18 protein-coding genes are annotated in these 19,224 nt (G+C 35.6%); 7 read left to right on the forward strand and 11 right to left on the reverse strand.

Annotated features, from left to right (window positions below; translation table 11 throughout):
- Positions 1 to 165: 165 nt before the first annotated feature.
- From rlmN to lptC, 6 genes are all read right to left on the reverse strand, one after another.
- On the reverse strand, positions 166 to 1,392 hold the full coding sequence (rlmN, locus tag ACFIJR_RS02370) for a 23S rRNA (adenine(2503)-C(2))-methyltransferase RlmN (RefSeq protein ID WP_375626145.1): 1,227 nt from the start codon (positions 1,390 to 1,392) through the stop codon (positions 166 to 168).
- Positions 1,393 to 1,434: 42 nt separating this feature from the next.
- Positions 1,435 to 1,938 carry an invasion associated locus B family protein gene (locus ACFIJR_RS02375; RefSeq protein WP_375625556.1) on the reverse strand — a complete coding sequence of 168 codons (504 nt, stop codon included), beginning with the start codon at positions 1,936 to 1,938 and terminating at the stop codon, positions 1,435 to 1,437.
- Between the two features lie 1,700 nt (positions 1,939 to 3,638).
- Positions 3,639 to 4,103: a PTS IIA-like nitrogen regulatory protein PtsN gene (ptsN, locus tag ACFIJR_RS02380; RefSeq protein WP_012754449.1), complete on the reverse strand. Its 465-nt coding sequence runs from the start codon at positions 4,101 to 4,103 to the stop codon at positions 3,639 to 3,641.
- A 909-nt stretch (positions 4,104 to 5,012) separates the two neighbouring features.
- On the reverse strand, positions 5,013 to 5,807 hold the full coding sequence (gene lptB, locus ACFIJR_RS02385; RefSeq protein WP_375626142.1) for an LPS export ABC transporter ATP-binding protein: 795 nt from the start codon (positions 5,805 to 5,807) through the stop codon (positions 5,013 to 5,015).
- Positions 5,808 to 5,813: 6 nt separating this feature from the next.
- Positions 5,814 to 6,413: an LptA/OstA family protein gene (locus ACFIJR_RS02390; protein ID WP_375626140.1), complete on the reverse strand. Its 600-nt coding sequence runs from the start codon at positions 6,411 to 6,413 to the stop codon at positions 5,814 to 5,816.
- Positions 6,414 to 6,489: 76 nt separating this feature from the next.
- Positions 6,490 to 7,134 carry an LPS export ABC transporter periplasmic protein LptC gene (gene lptC / locus ACFIJR_RS02395; RefSeq protein ID WP_375653440.1) on the reverse strand — a complete coding sequence of 215 codons (645 nt, stop codon included), beginning with the start codon at positions 7,132 to 7,134 and terminating at the stop codon, positions 6,490 to 6,492.
- Positions 7,135 to 7,318: 184 nt separating this feature from the next.
- Between lptC and ihfB the strand changes: the two genes are divergently transcribed.
- The 7 genes from ihfB to ACFIJR_RS02430 all read left to right on the forward strand — a co-directional run bounded on the left by ihfB (position 7,319) and on the right by ACFIJR_RS02430 (position 13,231).
- Positions 7,319 to 7,597, forward strand: a complete 279-nt coding sequence (gene ihfB, locus ACFIJR_RS02400; RefSeq protein WP_012754445.1) for an integration host factor subunit beta — start codon at positions 7,319 to 7,321, stop codon at positions 7,595 to 7,597.
- A 7-nt stretch (positions 7,598 to 7,604) separates the two neighbouring features.
- Positions 7,605 to 7,901, forward strand: a complete 297-nt coding sequence (locus ACFIJR_RS02405; RefSeq protein ID WP_375651664.1) for a LapA family protein — start codon at positions 7,605 to 7,607, stop codon at positions 7,899 to 7,901.
- A gap of 175 nt (positions 7,902 to 8,076) precedes the next feature.
- Positions 8,077 to 9,012: a class I SAM-dependent methyltransferase gene (locus tag ACFIJR_RS02410; RefSeq protein WP_375625509.1), complete on the forward strand. Its 936-nt coding sequence runs from the start codon at positions 8,077 to 8,079 to the stop codon at positions 9,010 to 9,012.
- Between the two features lie 2 nt (positions 9,013 to 9,014).
- The gene (locus ACFIJR_RS02415; protein WP_375626133.1) at positions 9,015 to 9,869 is read left to right on the forward strand and encodes a TrmH family RNA methyltransferase; all 855 of its coding nucleotides are present in this window, start codon (positions 9,015 to 9,017) and stop codon (positions 9,867 to 9,869) included.
- Positions 9,859 to 10,362: a signal peptidase II gene (gene lspA, locus ACFIJR_RS02420; protein WP_375626131.1), complete on the forward strand. Its 504-nt coding sequence runs from the start codon at positions 9,859 to 9,861 to the stop codon at positions 10,360 to 10,362. Before ACFIJR_RS02415 ends, lspA begins: the two co-directional genes overlap by 11 nt.
- A gap of 1,119 nt (positions 10,363 to 11,481) precedes the next feature.
- Entirely contained in the window at positions 11,482 to 12,255 is a 774-nt protein-coding gene (locus ACFIJR_RS02425; protein WP_375626129.1) for a Bax inhibitor-1/YccA family protein, read from the forward strand.
- 112 nt (positions 12,256 to 12,367) lie between these two features.
- Positions 12,368 to 13,231: an endonuclease/exonuclease/phosphatase family protein gene (locus ACFIJR_RS02430; protein ID WP_375653442.1), complete on the forward strand. Its 864-nt coding sequence runs from the start codon at positions 12,368 to 12,370 to the stop codon at positions 13,229 to 13,231.
- 5 nt (positions 13,232 to 13,236) lie between these two features.
- Here ACFIJR_RS02430 and polA read toward each other — a convergent pair whose 3' ends face one another.
- The 5 genes from polA to ACFIJR_RS02455 all read right to left on the reverse strand — a co-directional run bounded on the left by polA (position 13,237) and on the right by ACFIJR_RS02455 (position 19,219).
- Positions 13,237 to 16,146, reverse strand: a complete 2,910-nt coding sequence (gene polA, locus ACFIJR_RS02435; protein WP_375648192.1) for a DNA polymerase I — start codon at positions 16,144 to 16,146, stop codon at positions 13,237 to 13,239.
- 321 nt (positions 16,147 to 16,467) lie between these two features.
- A complete protein-coding gene (dnaQ, locus tag ACFIJR_RS02440; RefSeq protein WP_375625515.1) occupies positions 16,468 to 17,172 on the reverse strand; it encodes a DNA polymerase III subunit epsilon in 705 nt (234 codons plus the stop codon).
- A gap of 4 nt (positions 17,173 to 17,176) precedes the next feature.
- On the reverse strand, positions 17,177 to 17,761 hold the full coding sequence (gene coaE, locus ACFIJR_RS02445) for a dephospho-CoA kinase (RefSeq protein WP_375653445.1): 585 nt from the start codon (positions 17,759 to 17,761) through the stop codon (positions 17,177 to 17,179).
- Entirely contained in the window at positions 17,758 to 18,630 is an 873-nt protein-coding gene (locus tag ACFIJR_RS02450) for a shikimate dehydrogenase (protein WP_375626122.1), read from the reverse strand. The genes coaE and ACFIJR_RS02450 overlap by 4 nt, the downstream gene beginning before the upstream one ends.
- Entirely contained in the window at positions 18,623 to 19,219 is a 597-nt protein-coding gene (locus tag ACFIJR_RS02455; RefSeq protein WP_375653447.1) for a Maf family nucleotide pyrophosphatase, read from the reverse strand. The genes ACFIJR_RS02450 and ACFIJR_RS02455 overlap by 8 nt, the downstream gene beginning before the upstream one ends.
- Positions 19,220 to 19,224: the final 5 nt, after the last annotated feature.

A 19,224-nucleotide genomic window follows, 5' to 3' on the forward strand; every position in this document is an offset into this window, starting at 1 on the left:
TACGCAAACAGACTACTATATACAATATTTTCCCCCATTGAGCATATAAAAGCTGAAACTGTTCGTCTAGCACTTATCCATCTTAATCTCTGTCTCACACATGCTATTATATGCTGATTTACTGAAAAAAAGCATAGGCTTTAATATCGCAGAAAGTTGTATTAACTAATGACCAATGGCATTTTCAAGTCGCAAACGTTCAGATTTCCGTAAACGCTCTGAAGCTGATTTAAGTTGTCCACATGCCGCTAAAATATCGCGTCCACGCGGTATCCGAATAGGAGAAGCATAGCCCGCTTGATTAACAACATCAGCAAAACGCTCGATTTGCTCCCAATCAGAACACTGATAATTGCTTCCTGGCCACGGATTAAAAGGGATTAAATTGATCTTAGCAGGAATCCCTTTCAATAACTTAATCAATCCCTTAGCATCATCTAAACTATCATTGATATCTTTCAGCATAACATATTCAAAAGTGATTCGTTTTGCATTGGAAAGACCAGGATAATTACGGCAAGCCTCCATTAATAAAGCAAGCGGATATTTTTTATTAATGGGAACAAGCATATCCCTTAATGTATCGTGTACTGCGTGGAGTGAAATCGCCAACATAACACCAATTTCTTCTCCGGTTCGGATAATTCCAGGAACAACCCCACTGGTTGAAAGCGTAATCCGACGTTTTGATAAAGAAAGCCCGTCACCATCAGAAGCAATCAATAAAGCTTTTTTAACAGCTTCAAAATTATAAAGAGGTTCTCCCATCCCCATCATAACAATATTGGTAATTTTGCGACCTTCAATGGGAACTATTGCCCCATCAGGGTTATTTTTATCAGGAAAATCACCCAAACAATCACGTGCAACCAATAATTGTGCCAAAATTTCTTCCGCAGTCAGATTGCGAACAAGCATCTGCGTTCCCGTATGGCAAAAAGAGCAAGTTAACGTACACCCTACTTGCGATGAAAGACATAAAGTACCACGTCCTTCTTCAGGGATATAAACCGTTTCAATTTCAACAGGCCTTCCAGCTCCACGTGCAGGAAAACGTAAGAGCCATTTACGCGTACCATCTTTTGATATTTGTTCTCCAACAATTTCTGGGCGCGCAATGGAGAAATGACACTTAAGTGTTTCTTGCATTGCTTTAGAAATATTCAGCATCTCATCAAAATTTGAAACGCCACGCACATAAAGCCAATGCCAAAGCTGACGCACACGCATACGCGTTTGATGCTCTGGTACACCAACTGTCTTTAAAGCCTGCACCATCTCATTTTGCGACAAACCAATTAAAGAGAGCTTAGAACTCTCCTTCACGATCACATTATCTGTTTCTCGCGCAAAACATGAACCAACTGGTCTAAGGTCATAGGAAATGGCCATTGCTTTCCAATTCACATCACTATTTTAGAAATTATCAAAACCTTAATGGCACTTTTGAGCTGCATTTAATGCAGCAGTGATCCCTTTTAAGGAATAAGTATAAGTGGTATGCGTTCCTCGTTTTGATATCGCTTTCACTGTCATATTGCTTCCTGCACGCATAGCAGAAACAAGCTGCTTTTCTAGCTCTGATGAAGCCAACCAAGCTGAGGAATCTTTCGTGAAAAAATCAAAGTCCTTACCTCCAATGGTCACTGTCACTCTCGACCCTTCTTGAAGGGTATAACCAGCCATAAACTGCGGTTCAAACGAAATAGGTGAATGAGAACGCTTGGTAACCAAGAAAAAATTATCACCATGATTAACTGTCGTTGGAAGAGCCTTCAAAGGTACCGATAACACATAGCAAATCGTATTTTTGGGCGATTTATAAGAATAGGCTCCCCACGCTTCAAATTGATTTAAACGGCTTGGCGTTTGTGCACATGCCACGCCCGCTGTAACAAGAACCATTACAGATGCAGCAATAACAGTCTTTTCAAACATCTTCATTTAGCTCACTTCTTTAGTCTCTAACAAGATTCTCTTCATTGGAAAAATTCAACAAAAACTCCTCGATATTCATGTGTTATTGTCTTAATTCCTTCAATAAGCGAAATATTTTCACACTAACCAGAATAGATTTCTACGTTTCATTGTGACCTTTTAATCGTTACCAAAACATAAACTTCTTATTCAATAATCACATTAAAAAATAACATCTTCATTTTACGCTACTCATTTCGTTTTTGTATAAAAAAAGATTTCTTTAAGCTATAGAACTTCAAAACGAGATGAAAATATACCATCACTCTGTTAAGAAATAAACCATACTCTTTATGTCACAAGCAATCTGATGCAAAATTTTGAAAATACACACCGTACTCCCCGCAAAAAAGCTTAATCGCCTTACGGATATCACTCCTCGACTTTATGCATTCAATACATTTATGTTCGCAAAATACTCCATCTTTCACCCATTATAGTGCATTCATACTTCGTATTCAATATCGTCCCGATAACACTTTTTCTCAATCTTCAAAATATCTTGTAAAAATAATAAAATATTATCAAGATATTAATAATAAAACATAAAGAATTCAGATTCTATCTCAATAATCACATACCACTTTGTTTCTTTTGATCTTATTTCCCTATATATTTTATCTCCAATTATTAATTTCTAAAATGATTTTAGTAGCTTATAATAGCTTAATCATATTATTTTAATATGTTAGACGACATTTTCCTTTCTGTTATAAAAAACTTCCTAAGAATTCTTTTGAAAAGTTTCCTTCTCTTATTTCTAAGTAATTTATCAACAAAAATATAAAACCTTTTCTACAGCAATTCTAACCTTATCATTTTTTAACAACATTTTAATCAATTAAAGTGGATCTTAATAAATCTTCCCATGCACAAAGCTGTTTCACCCAACCTAAAGCTATAACTTTCATTTTTACCCCTTTCTTGTACAGTTTTTATCCACACGCTAATTCCGTTTACAACATGCAAGAAAATGGTTTTGATTGATTCAACATAAACAGGTTTGAAGTGAGAGAATCTTACAGTATTCGCATCTCTCATCCAACATGCAAAATAGTTAATTATATTTATAAATCAATATCTTGCTATACTGAGCATACACTCTTATTTTTTCTTGAGCATTAAAATATTATCCCTAAACACTCAAACTCAACTTACGAAAAATTCGATGCATAAATAAACTTTTCTGTTGATTTCTTTCCCGCTTTCAAAGGACGAAGATTCTTAATCCAATCTGGACTGAAAAAGTTTGGATTCTTGTCGAGCAGTCTACTCTTGTCTTCCTACTTATTTGATTTACTTAACCAAAAGCTCTACAGACAAGTCCTGCTAAAGAATATTTACCACACATTCTAAAAGCACTTAATATATTAAGAAGACTTACATGCCTTATCTCTCCACACCTCAAATGATGGCTTTTTACAGTATAACAGGATAAAAGAATCCATGAAGCATAATGTTTAGATGCTTTAATATACAAGAACAAGAAAAAACAAGTACTTCGTTTTGTTACTTGCTCTTTAAAAAGAAAGTTCGCTTAGAAACGATTTCTCATAAATTGCATGACATAACCTTTTGCTATCAGTCTTTTAAGATAAAAATTATATTATTTTCTACGTTCCGTGGTGTATACCTTGCAACTTATGCACTCATAATATCTTCTAAGCTGCATTTGATTCTGAAGTTTGAATCAGTAAAGCATAAAGCGCATTAGCATTATGCGTATTGCGCAACTTTTGCACAACATCAGTGTGACGCAAAACACGTGCGATCTGTGATAAAGCTTTTAAGTGATCCGCACCAGCATTTTCAGGTGCTAAAAGGAGAAAAACGAGATCTATAGGTTCGTCATCGAGAGCTTCAAAATCAACAGGACTTTCAAGACGTGCAAATATACCAATGATCCGATTAATATCAGGTAATTTTCCATGAGGAATTGCAATACCTCCGCCCAAACCCGTTGAACCAAGCTTCTCGCGCTGTAAAACAACATCAAAAATCACATGCTCACTAAGACCTGTTAGCTTGGAAGCTTTTTCGGCTAAAATTTGCAGAACCTGTTTTTTCGAATTAGCCTTAAGAGCCGGAATGATCGCTTCCGGTGCTATTAACTCACTCAAATTCATACTTTAATTTTCCTCTTACACGCTAAAATGCTCATCAATAAACCTATAAACAGTATAGATACTTAATGTTCTTTCACTTTTCGCAACATCGCATGTGTTTTTACTTTTCAATTTATAATGGATGATGGCTCAATACATCTCATATCACTTCTATCACAACAATAAATAGTATTCGGATCATCATTAACGGCATGAGAAACCAAAGAAATGAAGTTGTTCATAAAGTTAATTTCCTTACGACTCTAGAAAAGGTCATTATTCATAAATTTATTAAACTTGTCATAAGAGTTGATGTATAATTCGCCATCAGAGTTTTTCTTTCTTTAAAAATGAGCCCTTAAATTAAGATGAAAAGCATACTGAGCAAAATGGACCTTTACTTTGAAAATTATTGTATAGCTTGAACATCGCCTTATAACAAGAATATAAAGGTTTTTAGAGATTTAATGATTAGTTTAAAAGATTTATAGATTTATCCTGATATCTGTAGCCCAGCTCCTATTTTCAAATAGGCCATATAAACCAATAAAATACGACAACTCCTATTGAATAACCGCAATATATAACCGGTGCTCCCATCAAAATACCTAAAACAGCATCATCGATATATTATTTGATTCGACAGAAAAAAATATGATAAATATCTTTTACCTTTCAATAATGCACGCATTTATTAAGAGCTTCGTTTATCACTCATTATCAAGTTAATCTAGTGATATCTTTCTATAATACAATCATGAGCAAGCTAAACTTATAAAACAACAAATTAACCTCTAATGATGAAGCCTTTTTCACCGCTCAATAACAACATTAAGGTTATAGTCATAAAAGAAGTTTTGGCATAAATAAGGAGATTTTCAGTAATAATGTTTGGTTAAATTTAAATGGAAACTCGTGAAAGCTGTAAAATCAAAGAGAAAATTGATTTCCCAAATAAATTCTGCGTACATCAACGTTGTTGATAATATCATTAGGACAACCATGAACTAACACCCGCCCTGTATGAATAATATAAGCGCGATCGACAAGCCCTAATGTCTCACGCACATTATGATCCGTTATTAAAACACCAATACCACGCCTAGTTAAATGACGAATAAGTTGTTGAATATCGAAAATAGCGATAGGATCAATTCCTGCAAATGGTTCATCAAGTAACATAAAATGGGGACGAGAAGCTAAAGCGCGCGCAATTTCAAGTCGCCGACGTTCGCCTCCAGATAACGAAAGTGCAGACATTTTACGCAAATGATCAATTTTAAATTCATGTAAAAGGCTATCTAATTCTTCACGTTGTTTAAGGCGATCTTTTTCAACGACCTCTAAAACAGCTTTAATGTTATTTTCTACTGAAAGACCACGAAAAATCGAAGCCTCCTGTGGAAGATATCCAATACCTAAACGTGCACGTCGATACATCGGAAGATGTGTAATATCAAATCCATCAATTTTAATGGATCCTCCATCAGATTTTATGAGCCCCATAACCATATAAAAACAAGTTGTTTTACCTGCCCCATTAGGACCTAAAATGCCAACGGCTTCTCCCGTACGAATGCCAAAAGAAACACCATTAACAGTTCGTCTTCCTCGATAAATTTTAATCAAGTTACTGGCAATCAAGGTCCCTTTTAAGGGATTTTTTGAAGCTTCACTTTCAAGATTATACCTATCGGTCTGTCTTTTTCTTTTGATTCCAAACATGAAATCTTAATGGCCATTCTTTTGATTTTGTTTTAAAATAATAGAAACACGACCTTTTTTCTTAGGCGTCTCACAACCTTCTAAAAAAGCCTTTCCGCTTTCCATATTTGCCGTTAGTTTGCACCCCGTGGCCACATTGTCACCATCAGTTAACACAACATGACTCCCTGTCAAACTCATTATTTTTGACTTTCCATCAAAAACGCCTTTATCACCCGTAGCAATTTGCGTAGCAATTTTTATATAAACTTTTCCTAAAGCTTCCATTTTTTGTATACTCGACGAACCAAATAAAGAAACAGATGATGCCTTTGTATCTTCCTTGTTTTTATCAATTTCTTTATGTGCTTTATCGTAGTAAACAACTAATTTTGCCGTTCTTAAAAGACGTTCACCTTGCACCACTGAAACATCACCTTTAAAAAGCGCTATCCCTTCTTTATCACGTATTTCCAAAGAATCTGCATGAAGTTCTACCGGTTCTTTGTCGCTTGATAAACTTATTCCAAAATGAGCCACTTCAGCATATCCTAAAATTGCTCCTCCTCCTAACATTCCCATGCTAAAAGCTAACGTCACACCTATCCATCTTTTGTACGATTTCATTATTTCAATTCTTCTGTTTGTATATACACATACTTCTCTTTATAAATATCCTTTGAAGATTCAAATTGATATTACGTCATTGCTTTTGAAGCACTAAATGCACACCACCATGGAAATACATGTTTTTTCCTTTTTCTCGAATTTGTAATGCATTTGCGGCAAGATGCAAACCGGCTTGCTGAATATTAACACGTTGGTCTGTTTTTAACTGTCCCTCGGATAAATTAATACTCGCTGACATAAATTGTGCCATCATCCCATCATTCGTCGTAATGGTGAATGGCTTGTCCAACTGTAAAAAACCATTAATATTATCGTAAACCCCCCCTTGTGCTGCAAGAAAAACCTGTCTTTGTTGACCCATAAATGCTTTAGCTGTAATGTTTTGTAATCCAATCATTCCAGAGTGTGTATGGTCTTGAAATGCCTTTTCTGCTTTAAGCCAATAAGGTTCATGAGCACGCGTATACCCTTCTAACTTTGGATTGAGCATCGTCAAATTCACCACGCCACTTTCTTCATTATTCAAAGGCATAGAATCAGAAGTAACGGGAACCAAGAAAAACGTAAACCAACAAAAAACCAGCGCTGAAATCAACGCTAAGAAAGGTAAAAAAAATTTTAATATGCTAACGCGACGCGAATGACGGGATGCTTTTTTAAAAACATCTCCGAAAGATGATTGCGTCGAAAAGGCTTCATAATGATTGTGTACGGACATACTCTCCTAATCTCTTAAATACTCCGCATTTTTAATCTGTATAACCTTTATAGAAGGTATTTTCAAATTTTGTTTCTTGCAATTTGTTTTTTCTTCGTTTTATTTTGCTTTTATCCGTTTATATATTGTAATATGTATGAAGTGCACAATTACAAAAAAATTTTTGTGTGAAAGTGAGGCTATTGTGGTAAAATCAGAGCTTGTGCAAATTATCGCTCGTCATAACCCGCATCTTTTTCAACGGGATGTGGAGAATATTGTAAACGCTATTTTTGAGGAAATTTCAACAGCACTTGCAAATGGCAATCGTGTTGAACTTCGTGGATTTGGAGCTTTTTCTGTAAAAAGCCGTTCAGCCCGTAATGGACGTAATCCACGAACAGGTGAAGCTGTTTCTGTTGAAGAAAAGTGGATTCCTTTTTTTAAAACTGGCAAGGATTTACGCGACCGTCTTAATCAGTGAGAAACTTATGATAATTAAACGTATTCTTCTAACAAGTATCGGTGTGATTCTTGCAGCTTTTTTGATTGTTTTTATCGTTGCTAATCGTCAAATGGTTCCGTTAACCCTTGATCCTTTTCGAGCAGATTCTGAAAGTTTTACTTATCATGCTCCCCTCTTTATATGGCTCTTTATTTTCTTTGGTTTTGGTATTTTATTAGGGAATCTGATCAGTTGGTTTTCCTATCACAAATACAAAAAAGCTCTCAAAAAAAGTAACGCCGAGATAGAGAAATTGAAAATGTCTATCACAAATCTGGTGTAATGGTATTTTAATTAAATCTTTTCTCTTCTCTCTGTATTTTATATTCAGTACAGAGTTAAAGGTGCTCTTTTCTTTTTTATACATATTTTAATTGACTTTAGCTTTTTTGCACTTTTACGAAACACTTAAGAGCTTTATAATATATCTTCATACCTCATATACCGTGATACAAAACATGCCCGCACAATGCTTTCAATCCTCCTCCCATAACAATAGATATCCGCAGGAAAAGTTGCCCCTTATTTTAGAAACAGGTGTAAGTGAAAACTATGCTCTCATTGATTCTGGTCATGGACAAAAATTAGAACGTTATGGAGCTTACCGCATTATTCGACCAGAAGGTCAAGCACTATGGAAACCCGCTTTACCACAAAAACAATGGGCTGATGTTGATGCTATTTTCACAGGAAACCGTGATGAAGAAGGGGTTGGTCGTTGGCATTTTCCTAAAAAGCCACTTGATGAAACATGGACTCTTTCTTGGAATGGATTGCCTTTTCTAGGCCGTTTTACTTCCTTTCGTCATGTGGGGGTTTTTCCTGAACAAGATGCCCATTGGCGCTCTATGGAAAAACAAATTGTTAAAGCCGAACGTCCTATAAAATTGTTGAATCTTTTTGGCTATACAGGTATTGCCTCTTTGATTGGGGCACGAGCGGGTGCGAATGTTACCCATGTTGATGCTTCTAAAAAAGCCATTGCGTGGGCAAAAGCTAATCAAGAAAAAGCAGGATTACCAGATCATTCTATTCGCTGGATTTGCGATGATGCTATGAAATTTGTCGAGCGTGAACTGCGTCGTAAGAAAAGCTATGATATGATTCTTCTTGATCCCCCTGCTTATGGGCGTGGACCCCATGGTGAAATTTGGCAACTGTTTGATCATTTACCCGCTATGATCACAAATTGTCGTAAACTTCTCTCTGATAAACCGCTCTCTGTTGTCCTTACAGCTTATTCTATTCGTGCTTCCTTCTTTGCACTTCATGCTTTAATGCGTGATGCATTTGTAAATCTTGGTGGTACGGTCGAATCAGGAGAACTCATTTTGCGTGAAGAAGTTGCAGGACGTGCTCTTTCTACTTCTCTTTTTAGCCGTTGGATTGCTTGAATATGTGTAGACCCAAAACTGGTACAGTGAAAGAAATTACCTCTCTTAGCAACCCCATCATAAAAGATCTTAAAGCACTTAGCCAAAAGAAAAACCGTAATAGAGAAGGTCTTTTCATGGCAGAAGGATTGAAATTGGTCATTGATGCTCTCAATCTCGGCTGGACAATACAGACGCTTATTTTTTCTAAAAGTAAAATCGGTAATGCTGCTATCGAAAATACTGCCGCACATGCTGTAGCCAACGGTGGTTTTGTTATTAAAGCCTCACAAAAGGTTATGGAATCACTTACCCGACGCGATAATCCACAAACAGTTATTGGTATTTTCAAGCAAAAATGGCACTCTCTTGAAATGATAAAAGGACAGATTAAAGATGTTTACATCGCGCTTGATCGTGTACGTGATCCTGGAAATCTTGGTACCATTATTCGAACTGCTGATGCTGTAGGTGCTAAAGGTGTTATTTTAATTGGCGAAACAACAGACCCTTTCTCGCCTGAAGCGGTCCGTGCAACCATGGGATCTATTTTCTCTGTGCCACTTTATCGTCTTGATGAAAGCGCCTTTTTAAACTGGTCTGCTCACTTTAAAGGTATGATCGTTGGAACACATCTCAAAGGATCTCTGGATTATCGCACACTTGATTTCAAAAATGGCCCTATTATCCTTTTAATGGGGAATGAAAAACAGGGATTATCAGATCTTCTTACAAATCGGTGTGATAAACTTGCGCGTATTCCACAAAGCGGACGCGCAGACTCGCTTAATCTAGCTGTAGCAACAGCTGTTATGCTTTATGAAATCCGTCGCCCCTATTTAATACTGGAACCATGTGAGGAAAAATATGACGCCTAAATCACTCCCTTTTCTTCTCTTGGGTTTGGCTTTTACAGTACTACTTGATCAAGCTGTCAAATACTGGGTTATGCACAATATGCCTTTAGGAACAGAAATTTCGCTTATTCCTTTTCTTTCCCTTTATCATGTGCGTAATTCTGGCATTGCATTTTCGTTTTTTTCTTCCTTTTCTCACTGGGTAATCATCGCCATCACAATCATTGTGATTATCTTCCTTCTATGGCTATGGAAAAATACTGAATATAATAAGTCTTTAATGCGCTTTGGCCTTATCCTTATTATTGGGGGAGCAATTGGCAATCTCATTGATCGTATTCGCTTTCATCATGTCACTGATTATATACTCTTTCATATTGATGATATTTTTTATTTTGCTATTTTCAACCTTGCAGATAGTTTTATCACTCTCGGTGTTATTGCCATCCTTATTGAAGAATTGCGCGCTTGGATGAAAGCAAAAAATCATTCTAACAATACATCTTCTCATTGATATGCTCATTGTCTTAGAAAACAGAGATCATTGACCATCATAAGCCTGATTATAAATTGATTTTTCTTGGATAATTCTTGCAGCTAATTGTTTTTCGTGTTTCTTTTCATAAGATTATAAAATCTTATTTTTCAACTTTACACTTCTACACTTGGTCAATGCAAAAGAAATGAACTCAAATAGAAATCAATATTTTTTATCCATATGTCCTCTATCAAATTCAGAGAGAAAATATTTTACAGCATTTAAAGTTCTATTATTTGCTTAGAACATTTGCTTTTCATATGTTTTTAGTTTTTACAGGTATTGTTTTTTACAGAGCCCTTCTTAAGCGCTTCGTTAAAAAACTCTCCTTTTTTGGTTTATATATTGTTTAATAAAAAACATTTTTTCAACTATCTTCAATGGTGTCTTCTTAAATCAACCTATTGATTATAAATATAAATTACCGTTTTTCATATTGAATAAAAGCCCTTAATAGCCTAAATCTCTTTTATTTGAAATCTGTTCATGCTGAATTTATTAAAACCATGTCTCTTGCAAGACACAAGCAAGTCAATAATCTTGATTGATGTAATATAAACAGATTTGCAACCAGAGAATCTTACGATATTCGGAATATTATCTAGCATACAAAAAGACAGTTTATCATTATATCTCAATATGTTATATAAATCCAATTCAATAGCTCTTCTAACCGTGCAAAACAGGTGCAATATTGAAGATTGAAAAATAGCGTTATGATAGTTGCCGCTCTTCTCATAAACGCAAAAATAGTGGATATTTTATAAAGGATTGTATTACATAGTTTCTGTGAATAATAAAAATTTTTGAGTGTAGTCTTTATTATCTTGTAAAAATATGGCGAAAAATGGAAACATTTTTTATTAAAATGAACCATTTCCTTACCAATTTGTAAGGTTCCTTGCTTATATAAATCTCTTGTAATTTTTAAATAAATCGCCATAATAAGAGCAGGTATACTGGAATTCTGTCAGTGATTCTTAAGGGTTTTTTGTATTTGCCAAATTAAAGCTTATGCCAAGCTTATCTGTATAATGACAGAGATACTTTTAAAGCCCTGTACCTGACGGAACATATGCTAAAGGATTTTATATTATGGCTAATTTTAAAGATTTACGTTCGGCACCTGCTTCTCATGCCGATGCATCAATTGATCAGGGATTACGCGACTATATGTTGGGTGTCTACAATACAATGGCCATTGGTTTGCTTATTACAGCTGCTGCCGCTTATGCAATTGTATCATTAGCAACGACAACGGATATGGGCCAAGCAGCAGCTCAGATCAATAGCAGTGTTTATCTAACATCATTTGGAGTAACATTTTATACATCGCCATTCTCTTACATTGTTATGTTTGCACCACTCATAGCAGTTTTATTCCTCAGTTTTAAAATTAATACATTGAGTACAAACGCTGCTCGTAGCCTCTTTTTTGGTTATGCTGCTCTGGTTGGTCTTTCACTGTCTTCAATCGTTTTGCGCTATACGACAGAAAGTGTTGTGCAAACCTTTGTCATTTCCGCCGCAACTTTTGGAGCTCTTTCACTTTATGGATACACAACAAAGCGTGATCTCACAGCAATCGGTTCATTCCTATTCATCGGATTGATCGGCTTGTTTCTTTCCATGATTGTGAACATTTTTCTTGGATCAAGCGCTTTGCAATTTGCTATCTCTGTAATTGGTGTTTTTATCTTTGCTGGTTTGACAGCCTACGATACCCAAAGCATTAAGTTGATGTATTATGAAGGAGATGAAAGCGACACCAGAGGACGTAAAGTTATTATGGGCGCGTTGAATCTTTATCTTGATTTCATCAATATGTTTGTCTTCTTGCTACAATTTCTTGGCTCAAACCGTGATTGATTGCAAAAATCATAACTTAATTAAAGAACCTTGTTTCTAAAAGAGACAAGGTTCTTTTGTTTTTAGTGTAAGTCTTTACCCTTTGTTTCTTAGGGACTATTCTTTTCGCAAAATGACAAAAATACCCTATAAGCAAAAATTTCCTTGGTTTACCGGTTTTATCCAACAAAAACTCCATAGCTCCTTTTTAAATGCAATTCACAGCCGTTCTCATCATCAATCAAACATCATCAATAAAAATAGTAATTATGATCTGACCGTTGCTTCCTATAATGTGCATAAATGTGTAGGTGTTGATAAAATTTTTAATCCTACAAGAATTGTCCGTGTTATTACTGAATTACAAGTTGATATCCTTGCTCTTCAAGAAGCAGATAGACGTTTTGGAGAACGCATCGGTTTGATTAATCTTCAGCTATTAAAAGCTGAAACCGGTTTGATTCCTATACCTCTTAATACTATGTCACCTCATGGACATGGTTGGCATGGGAATGCTCTCTTTTTGCGAAAGGGATATGTACGTGATACTTTACAAGTCACTCTTCCTGGTATTGAACCACGTGGGGCTGTAATTGTAGAGTTGGAAATGGCAGCAGGCCCTATTCGTATTATTGCGGCTCATTTTGGCTTATTACGTTACTCTCGTAAACAACAAACAAAAATGCTCCTTGAAATTTTCCAAAAACGCTCCCTTATGCCTACACTCCTCATAGGAGATTTTAATGAATGGCGGATGGGAAAAGGCTCATCTTTAAATCATTTTTTCCCCTATTTTGATAGCACTTTTGAAGTTGTACCAAGTTTTCCCTCTCGCTTTCCTTTTTTAGCCCTTGATAGAGTTTTTTCTTTTCCACACCAATTGATAACAAGTATTGAAAATCATCATTCACCGCTTGCACGCATTGCTTCAGATCATTTGCCTATCAAAGCCTATCTTAATCTTTCCAACGCAATCAACATTCTTAAAAATAAATAAAAAAATTAATGTGCTTCATCCCAATTTTGAGCCGTCATGACTTTTACTTCAAGCGGTACAGATAAAGATAAAACCGGCATTGTAGCATTTTCCATAACATTTTTAACAACAGCCATGGTTCTTTTACTTTCTTCTTCTGTTACTTCAAAAATCAGTTCATCATGCACTTGCAGCAACATTTTTGCTGATAGTTTTTCTTCTTTTAAAGCATCTTCCATATGTATCATAGCGCGGCGAATAATATCGGCTGCAGAACCTTGAATTGGAGCATTGATAGCTGCTCGCTCATTAAGAGAACGAATTTTTACATTCTTTGCTTTTATTTCTGGATAATGGATACGACGTCCAAAAATTGTTTCTACATAACCATTTTCACGTGCAAAGATTTTGGTCTTCTCCATATAATCTTTAATTCCTGGAAATCTTTCAAAATACAGTTGAATATAACGACCCGCTTCTTGGCGTGAAATTCCCAATTGATTGGCTAATCCAAAAGCTGAAATACCATAAATAATACCAAAATTAATCGCTTTTGCACGCCGTCGTATATCTGAATGCATTCCTTCTATCGCAACGCCAAACATTTGTGATGCCGTTATAGCGTGAATATCATGCCCTTTAGCAAAAGCTTCTTTTAATGCTTTTATATCCGCAATATGTGCAAGAATGCGCAATTCAATCTGACTATAATCAGCAGAAAGTAACACATGTCCTTTGGGAGCAATAAAAGCTGTTCGAATTTTACGCCCTTCAGCAGTCCGCACTGGAATATTTTGCAAATTTGGCTCTGATGATGATAACCGCCCTGTTGATGTTATTGCCAAAGAATAATTCGTGTGAACTCGCCCTGTTTTTGAAAAAATATAAGAAGGCAAGGCATCTGTATAGGTAGATTTTAGCTTTGCAAGTTGACGCCACTCAATAATTTTACGCGGCAAAACATGACCTTCAGCAGCCAACTCTTCTAAGGTCTGTGCAGAAGTTGACCATTGTCCACCCTTAGTTTTAGCGCCTCCAGGTAATCCCATTTTGCCAAAAAGGATATCCCCTAATTGCTTTGGCGAAGAAAGATTAAACTTTTCATCAGCTTGTTTGTAAATTTCCTCTTCTAAAATCAAAGCAGCTTGTGCCAATTCTCCTGAAAGACGCAATAAAATCTGCCGATCAATAAGAATCCCACGTTCTTCCATTTTTGCAAGAACTTCTACAAGGGGTCGATCAAGACGCTCATAAATTTTTGTCATTCCACGAGCAACAAGTTGCGGTTTTAATACTTGCCAAAGCCGTAGCGTTATATCAGCATGTTCCGCGGCATAAAGGGTTGCTTGTTTTAAATCTACTTGTGCAAAAGAAGTAATTTTTTTTCCGTTATGCGTTAAATCTTTATAGGAAATTGGTTTATGCTCAAGCCAACGTTCAGATAAATCATCCATATTATGGGTTAATGTTCCAGCATCAAAAGCATATGATAAAAGCATGGTATCATCAAAAGAGCTTATCATAATGTCGTATTGCTTCATCACCAACCAATCATATTTTATATTCTGGCCAATTTTTAACACCGATGAATCTTCTAATATCGGTTTTAAAAGTGCTAAAGCTTTTCGGGTCTCAATCTGCGAGGCAATGCGCCCGCCCCTCAAAAGGTCCTCTTCTCCTTCATCAAAATGTTCAAGAGGTATATAAGCTGCTTTTTCTGGCTGTAATGCGAGTGAAAAACCAACAAGCTTTGCTTGCATCGGATCAAGAGATGTTGTTTCAGTATTAAAAGCGAAAAAACCCTGCTCTTGTGTTTGTGATAACCAATCTTTTAAAATTTCCTCATCAAGAATTGTTGTATAAGCATCTCTTGTAATTTTTTGAGTCAGCGCTTGATCTTTACGTTTTTGTGCAAAAACTTGTGGAGAATTTTCAGAAAAATTATGAAGAGATGCGCGCTCAGTATTATTGATATCAGAATCATGCCTGTGGCTCAGTTTTTCCCATTCAACATCTATATCAAGGGCATCAATAACAGCTGCATCGCATGACGTTGCCTCTGCCACGCGACGCGTTAATGTTGAAAATTCCATCGCTTTCAAAAAAGCAATTAAACGTGGACCATCTTGTGGCTCCAAAACAAAATCATCTAAATCATTATCTATAGGAACATCTGTTTTAAGCCTAACAAGTTCACGAGAAATTTTAACTTGTTCTCTATAAGCTTGAATGTTTTCGCGTCGTTTTGTTTGTTTAATTTCTGTTACGTTTTGCAATAAAAGATCAAGAGAATCAAACTGATCTAACAACTGAGCTGCAGTTTTGGGACCAATACCTGGAATACCTGGTACATTATCTGTTGAATCTCCAATTAATGCTTGTAAATCAATCATTTTTTCAGGCGCAACACCCCATTTTTCTACAACTTCTGAGATACCTATATGTTTGTCTTTCATTCCATCATACAAAGATACATGCGTATTTACGAGTTGCATAAGATCCTTATCAGAAGAAATAATGGTTGTTTTTGCCCCAACCTTTGTTGCCAATTTTGCATAGGTAGCAATCAAATCATCCGCTTCAAAGCCTTCCTTTTCAATACAAGGCAAATTAAAAGCCTTCGTTGCTTGGCGTATTAGCGCAAATTGAGGAATTAGATCTTCAGGAGGTTCAGCGCGATTCGCTTTATATTCAGGATAAATTTGTTTCCGAAAAGTATCAGATGAATAATCAAAAATAACAGCAAAATGTGTTGGAACAATACCAGTAGCTGTATTACGAGCATCACAAAGTAATTTCCATAACATATTGCAAAAACCAGCTACTGCTCCTACAGGAAGTCCATCCTTTTTACGTTTTAAAGGCGGCAAAGCATAATAAGCACGAAAAACATAGCCTGATCCGTCAACCAAAAAAAGATGATCTGTTGCTTTCATGACAATTCTATTTCTCCATTTCAGCTAAAAAACAAATTACCTGTATATATTTTTTTTCACTTTTATTTTTATTTTTTCATTTTGCCTCTAAAAAGCCATTTTTTCTTTTCATAACACATGAAGTCGTTGCACTTTATATTAAGTACCTAGAGCTTTTCTTTGCTGTTACAGGATTAATAGCTTTCATTTTGCTCCTCCTATGATAGCTGAGGTACGATGTAGCGACAGGGTCGTTGTGGTGTTCCCCTCCCCACAACGACCATTTTTTTGACATCCATATTCTTTAATTTAAATAGTGATTTTTTTAGAGAAAAAATGATGTTATTCATGAATTTTAAAGTTATTCCACAGAGCTTTTTCACCTATCTTGTTGATAAAATCAGCGTGCAACCTTTTTTCTTGCGGACTCAATCTTGAAGGTAAAGCCTGTGGGCGAATTTTAACTGCATAAGATGTATCTTTATCATTCTGGATATGTTCAAGTCCCCTTCTGTTATCAAAACCCAATACACCTTGCTTTCCACCGATCAGTTCAATATAAACATCGGCTAAAATCTCTGCATCAAGCAAAGCACCATGAAGAACACGATGGCTGTTATCAATTCCAAAACGTTTGCATAAAATATCAAGAGAATTAGGACCCATAGGGAATTTACGCCGTGCCATAGCCAATGTATCAAGAATATTATCAACACTGATAAGCGGTTTGTTGACGCGTTTTAATTCTGCGTTAATAAAACCAATATCAAAACTCGCATTATGCGCAATCATTGTCGCACCTTTGATAAATTCCAGAAATTCATCAACAATATCACTAAAACTTTTCTCGTTTTTTAGGCGTTCATTGGTTAATCCGTGAATTGCTACAACTTCATCAGGAATAATAACGCCTTCAGGGTTTAAATAAACATGAAATTGTCGCCCCGTAAGATAACGATCAACCATTTCTACACAACCAATTTCGATTATGCGATCTTTTTCTTTATCTAAACCTGTTGTTTCTGTATCAAAAATAATTTCCCGCATGACTTCAATTCTTTAGTTTTTTTATCACATCAAAAACCTGTTGACGTGTATTCTCTAAATCTTTCCCTGTATAAATAATAAAATCAGCACGTTCTCGTTTTTTTTCATCCGGCATTTGTCGAGCATTGATAAAGGCAAATTTTTTCTCATTCATACCTTGGCGAATCATTACACGTTCTTTTTGTATTTCTGGTGGAGCAGAAACAACAATAACGCTATCCACACGACTTTCACCATTTTTTTCAAACAGAAGTGGAATATCAAGAATAACTAATTTTTTCCCTTGTTTACGCGCTATATCAATAAATTCCCTTTCTTTTTCTTGCACCAAAGGATGAATTATTTTTTCTAATGTTTGTAATTTTTCCTTATCATCAATCAAAATTTCAGAAAGTTTCAAACGGTTAACTTCACCTTTTTCAACAACACCAGGAAAAATACTCTCTATGAATGACAAAACTGGCTCACTTTTATAAAGCTGTTGTACTGCTTCATCAGCACTAAAAACAGATATACCCGCTTGCTTGAAAAAATCAGCAACTGTTGATTTTCCCATAGCAATTGATCCCGTTAATCCTATGATCTTCATTCTTTCTTTTCACTCATATCCTCTAAAATAGCTGTCCGTAATGTTTTTGTTACCTGTGGTCTTATTCCAAACCACTGTTCAAACCCTATAACAGCCTGATGTAGAAGCATCCCAAGTCCATCAACCGTCTTGAGATCACAAGCTTTTGCCTGTTGTAAAAAAGGAGTTATTAATGGTGTATAAATAATATCTGTTACTAACGCCGTTTTTTTTGCTTTATGAAAATCGCAAAAAAAAGAATCACTTTTTTCTTCTGGATTTTTTATGCCAATAGAGGTTGTATTAACAATCAAATCAGCTTGATGAAGTATTTCATGGATTTTATGCCAATCGTAAACTTTAATGTATTTTCCAAAATGCTGAGCTAAATTATCAGCGCGTTGTTTTGTACGGTTAATCAAATAAATCTGTTCAAATCCGCGTTTTTCTAAGGCATATATGATAGCGCGTGCGGCACCACCTGCTCCAAAAACAAGAGCTGTTTCTCCTCCCCAATCAGATGCAAAATCATCAAGATTAGCGCTAAAACCATAGGCATCGCTATTCGTGGCACAAAGCTTATCTCCTTCATACCAAAGTGTATTAACAGCACCAATCATTGTTGCTCTCTCATCTTTATAATCTGCTAAACGAAAAGCTTCCTGTTTATAAGGCAAAGTAACATTTCCTCCACAAAAACCTATTTTTTGTAAAGATGCAATAAAATGACTGAATTTTTCAGATGTTACTTCTTGTGCAAGATATTCTCCTTGTAAACCATATTGTTTAAGCCAAAAATTGTGAATTTTAGGCGATTTTGAATGATGAATTGGAGAACCAACAACAAAAGCACGCGGATAATTTATTTTTTTTATTGTTAAGTCAACCATCAATAATTCCTAAATGACGCAGTTTTATGAGTAGAGGCAGCAAAGGTAAACCAACAATGGTAAAAAAATCTCCTTCAATTTTTTCAAAGAGATGAATCCCTTCCCCTTCAATTTGATATACTCCCACGCTGTTTAGAACATCTTTTCCTACGCGTGCTAAATAACGTTCAATAAATTCTGACGAGAGCAAACGGACGGACATATGTGCACTAAAAGCTTCAACCCAAATTTTTTGACCATTTTTAAATAAAGCTACTGCACTATGAAGAGAATGAGTTTTTCCTGATAACTCACATAAACGTTGATGTGCTTCCTTAATATTTGTTGCTTTATGAAAAACTTGACCTTCCAAATCAAGCACTTGATCACAACCAATAACGAAAGCATCAGGAAAACGATCTGAAACATTTTTTGCTTTTGCACTCGCAAGAAAACAGCTGAGTTCTTTAGATGTTTTTTCTTTTGCTTTTTTTTCTACTTCTCTTTCATCAAAAGAAGCTCCTTCAATGAAAAAATTTAAACCTGCTTTTTTTAATAATTTTGCACGATAAAAACTAAGAGATGCTAATATTAACGTATCTGCTTTCATGAGAA

It is taken from the genome of Bartonella sp. OD88NMGDW, from assembly GCF_042193775.1.
Classification (GTDB): domain Bacteria; phylum Pseudomonadota; class Alphaproteobacteria; order Rhizobiales; family Rhizobiaceae; genus Bartonella; species Bartonella grahamii.

Coding starts and splice junctions, on each gene's coding strand:
- lspA (WP_375626131.1), top strand. CDS start 9,859: ATGACGCCTAAATCACTCCCTTTTCTTCTCTTGGGTTTGGCTTTTACA.
- dnaQ (WP_375625515.1), bottom strand. CDS start 17,172: ATGCGGGAAATTATTTTTGATACAGAAACAACAGGTTTAGATAAAGAA.
- ptsN (WP_012754449.1), bottom strand. CDS start 4,103: ATGAATTTGAGTGAGTTAATAGCACCGGAAGCGATCATTCCGGCTCTT.
- coaE (WP_375653445.1), bottom strand. CDS start 17,761: ATGAAGATCATAGGATTAACGGGATCAATTGCTATGGGAAAATCAACA.
- rlmN (WP_375626145.1), bottom strand. CDS start 1,392: ATGGCCATTTCCTATGACCTTAGACCAGTTGGTTCATGTTTTGCGCGA.
- lptB (WP_375626142.1), bottom strand. CDS start 5,807: ATGTTTGGAATCAAAAGAAAAAGACAGACCGATAGGTATAATCTTGAA.
- ACFIJR_RS02410 (WP_375625509.1), top strand. CDS start 8,077: ATGCCCGCACAATGCTTTCAATCCTCCTCCCATAACAATAGATATCCG.
- ACFIJR_RS02375 (WP_375625556.1), bottom strand. CDS start 1,938: ATGTTTGAAAAGACTGTTATTGCTGCATCTGTAATGGTTCTTGTTACA.
- ACFIJR_RS02455 (WP_375653447.1), bottom strand. CDS start 19,219: ATGAAAGCAGATACGTTAATATTAGCATCTCTTAGTTTTTATCGTGCA.
- polA (WP_375648192.1), bottom strand. CDS start 16,146: ATGAAAGCAACAGATCATCTTTTTTTGGTTGACGGATCAGGCTATGTT.
- ACFIJR_RS02430 (WP_375653442.1), top strand. CDS start 12,368: ATGACAAAAATACCCTATAAGCAAAAATTTCCTTGGTTTACCGGTTTT.
- ACFIJR_RS02415 (WP_375626133.1), top strand. CDS start 9,015: ATGTGTAGACCCAAAACTGGTACAGTGAAAGAAATTACCTCTCTTAGC.
- ACFIJR_RS02450 (WP_375626122.1), bottom strand. CDS start 18,630: ATGGTTGACTTAACAATAAAAAAAATAAATTATCCGCGTGCTTTTGTT.
- lptC (WP_375653440.1), bottom strand. CDS start 7,134: ATGTCCGTACACAATCATTATGAAGCCTTTTCGACGCAATCATCTTTC.
- ACFIJR_RS02425 (WP_375626129.1), top strand. CDS start 11,482: ATGGCTAATTTTAAAGATTTACGTTCGGCACCTGCTTCTCATGCCGAT.
- ACFIJR_RS02390 (WP_375626140.1), bottom strand. CDS start 6,413: ATGAAATCGTACAAAAGATGGATAGGTGTGACGTTAGCTTTTAGCATG.
- ACFIJR_RS02405 (WP_375651664.1), top strand. CDS start 7,605: ATGATAATTAAACGTATTCTTCTAACAAGTATCGGTGTGATTCTTGCA.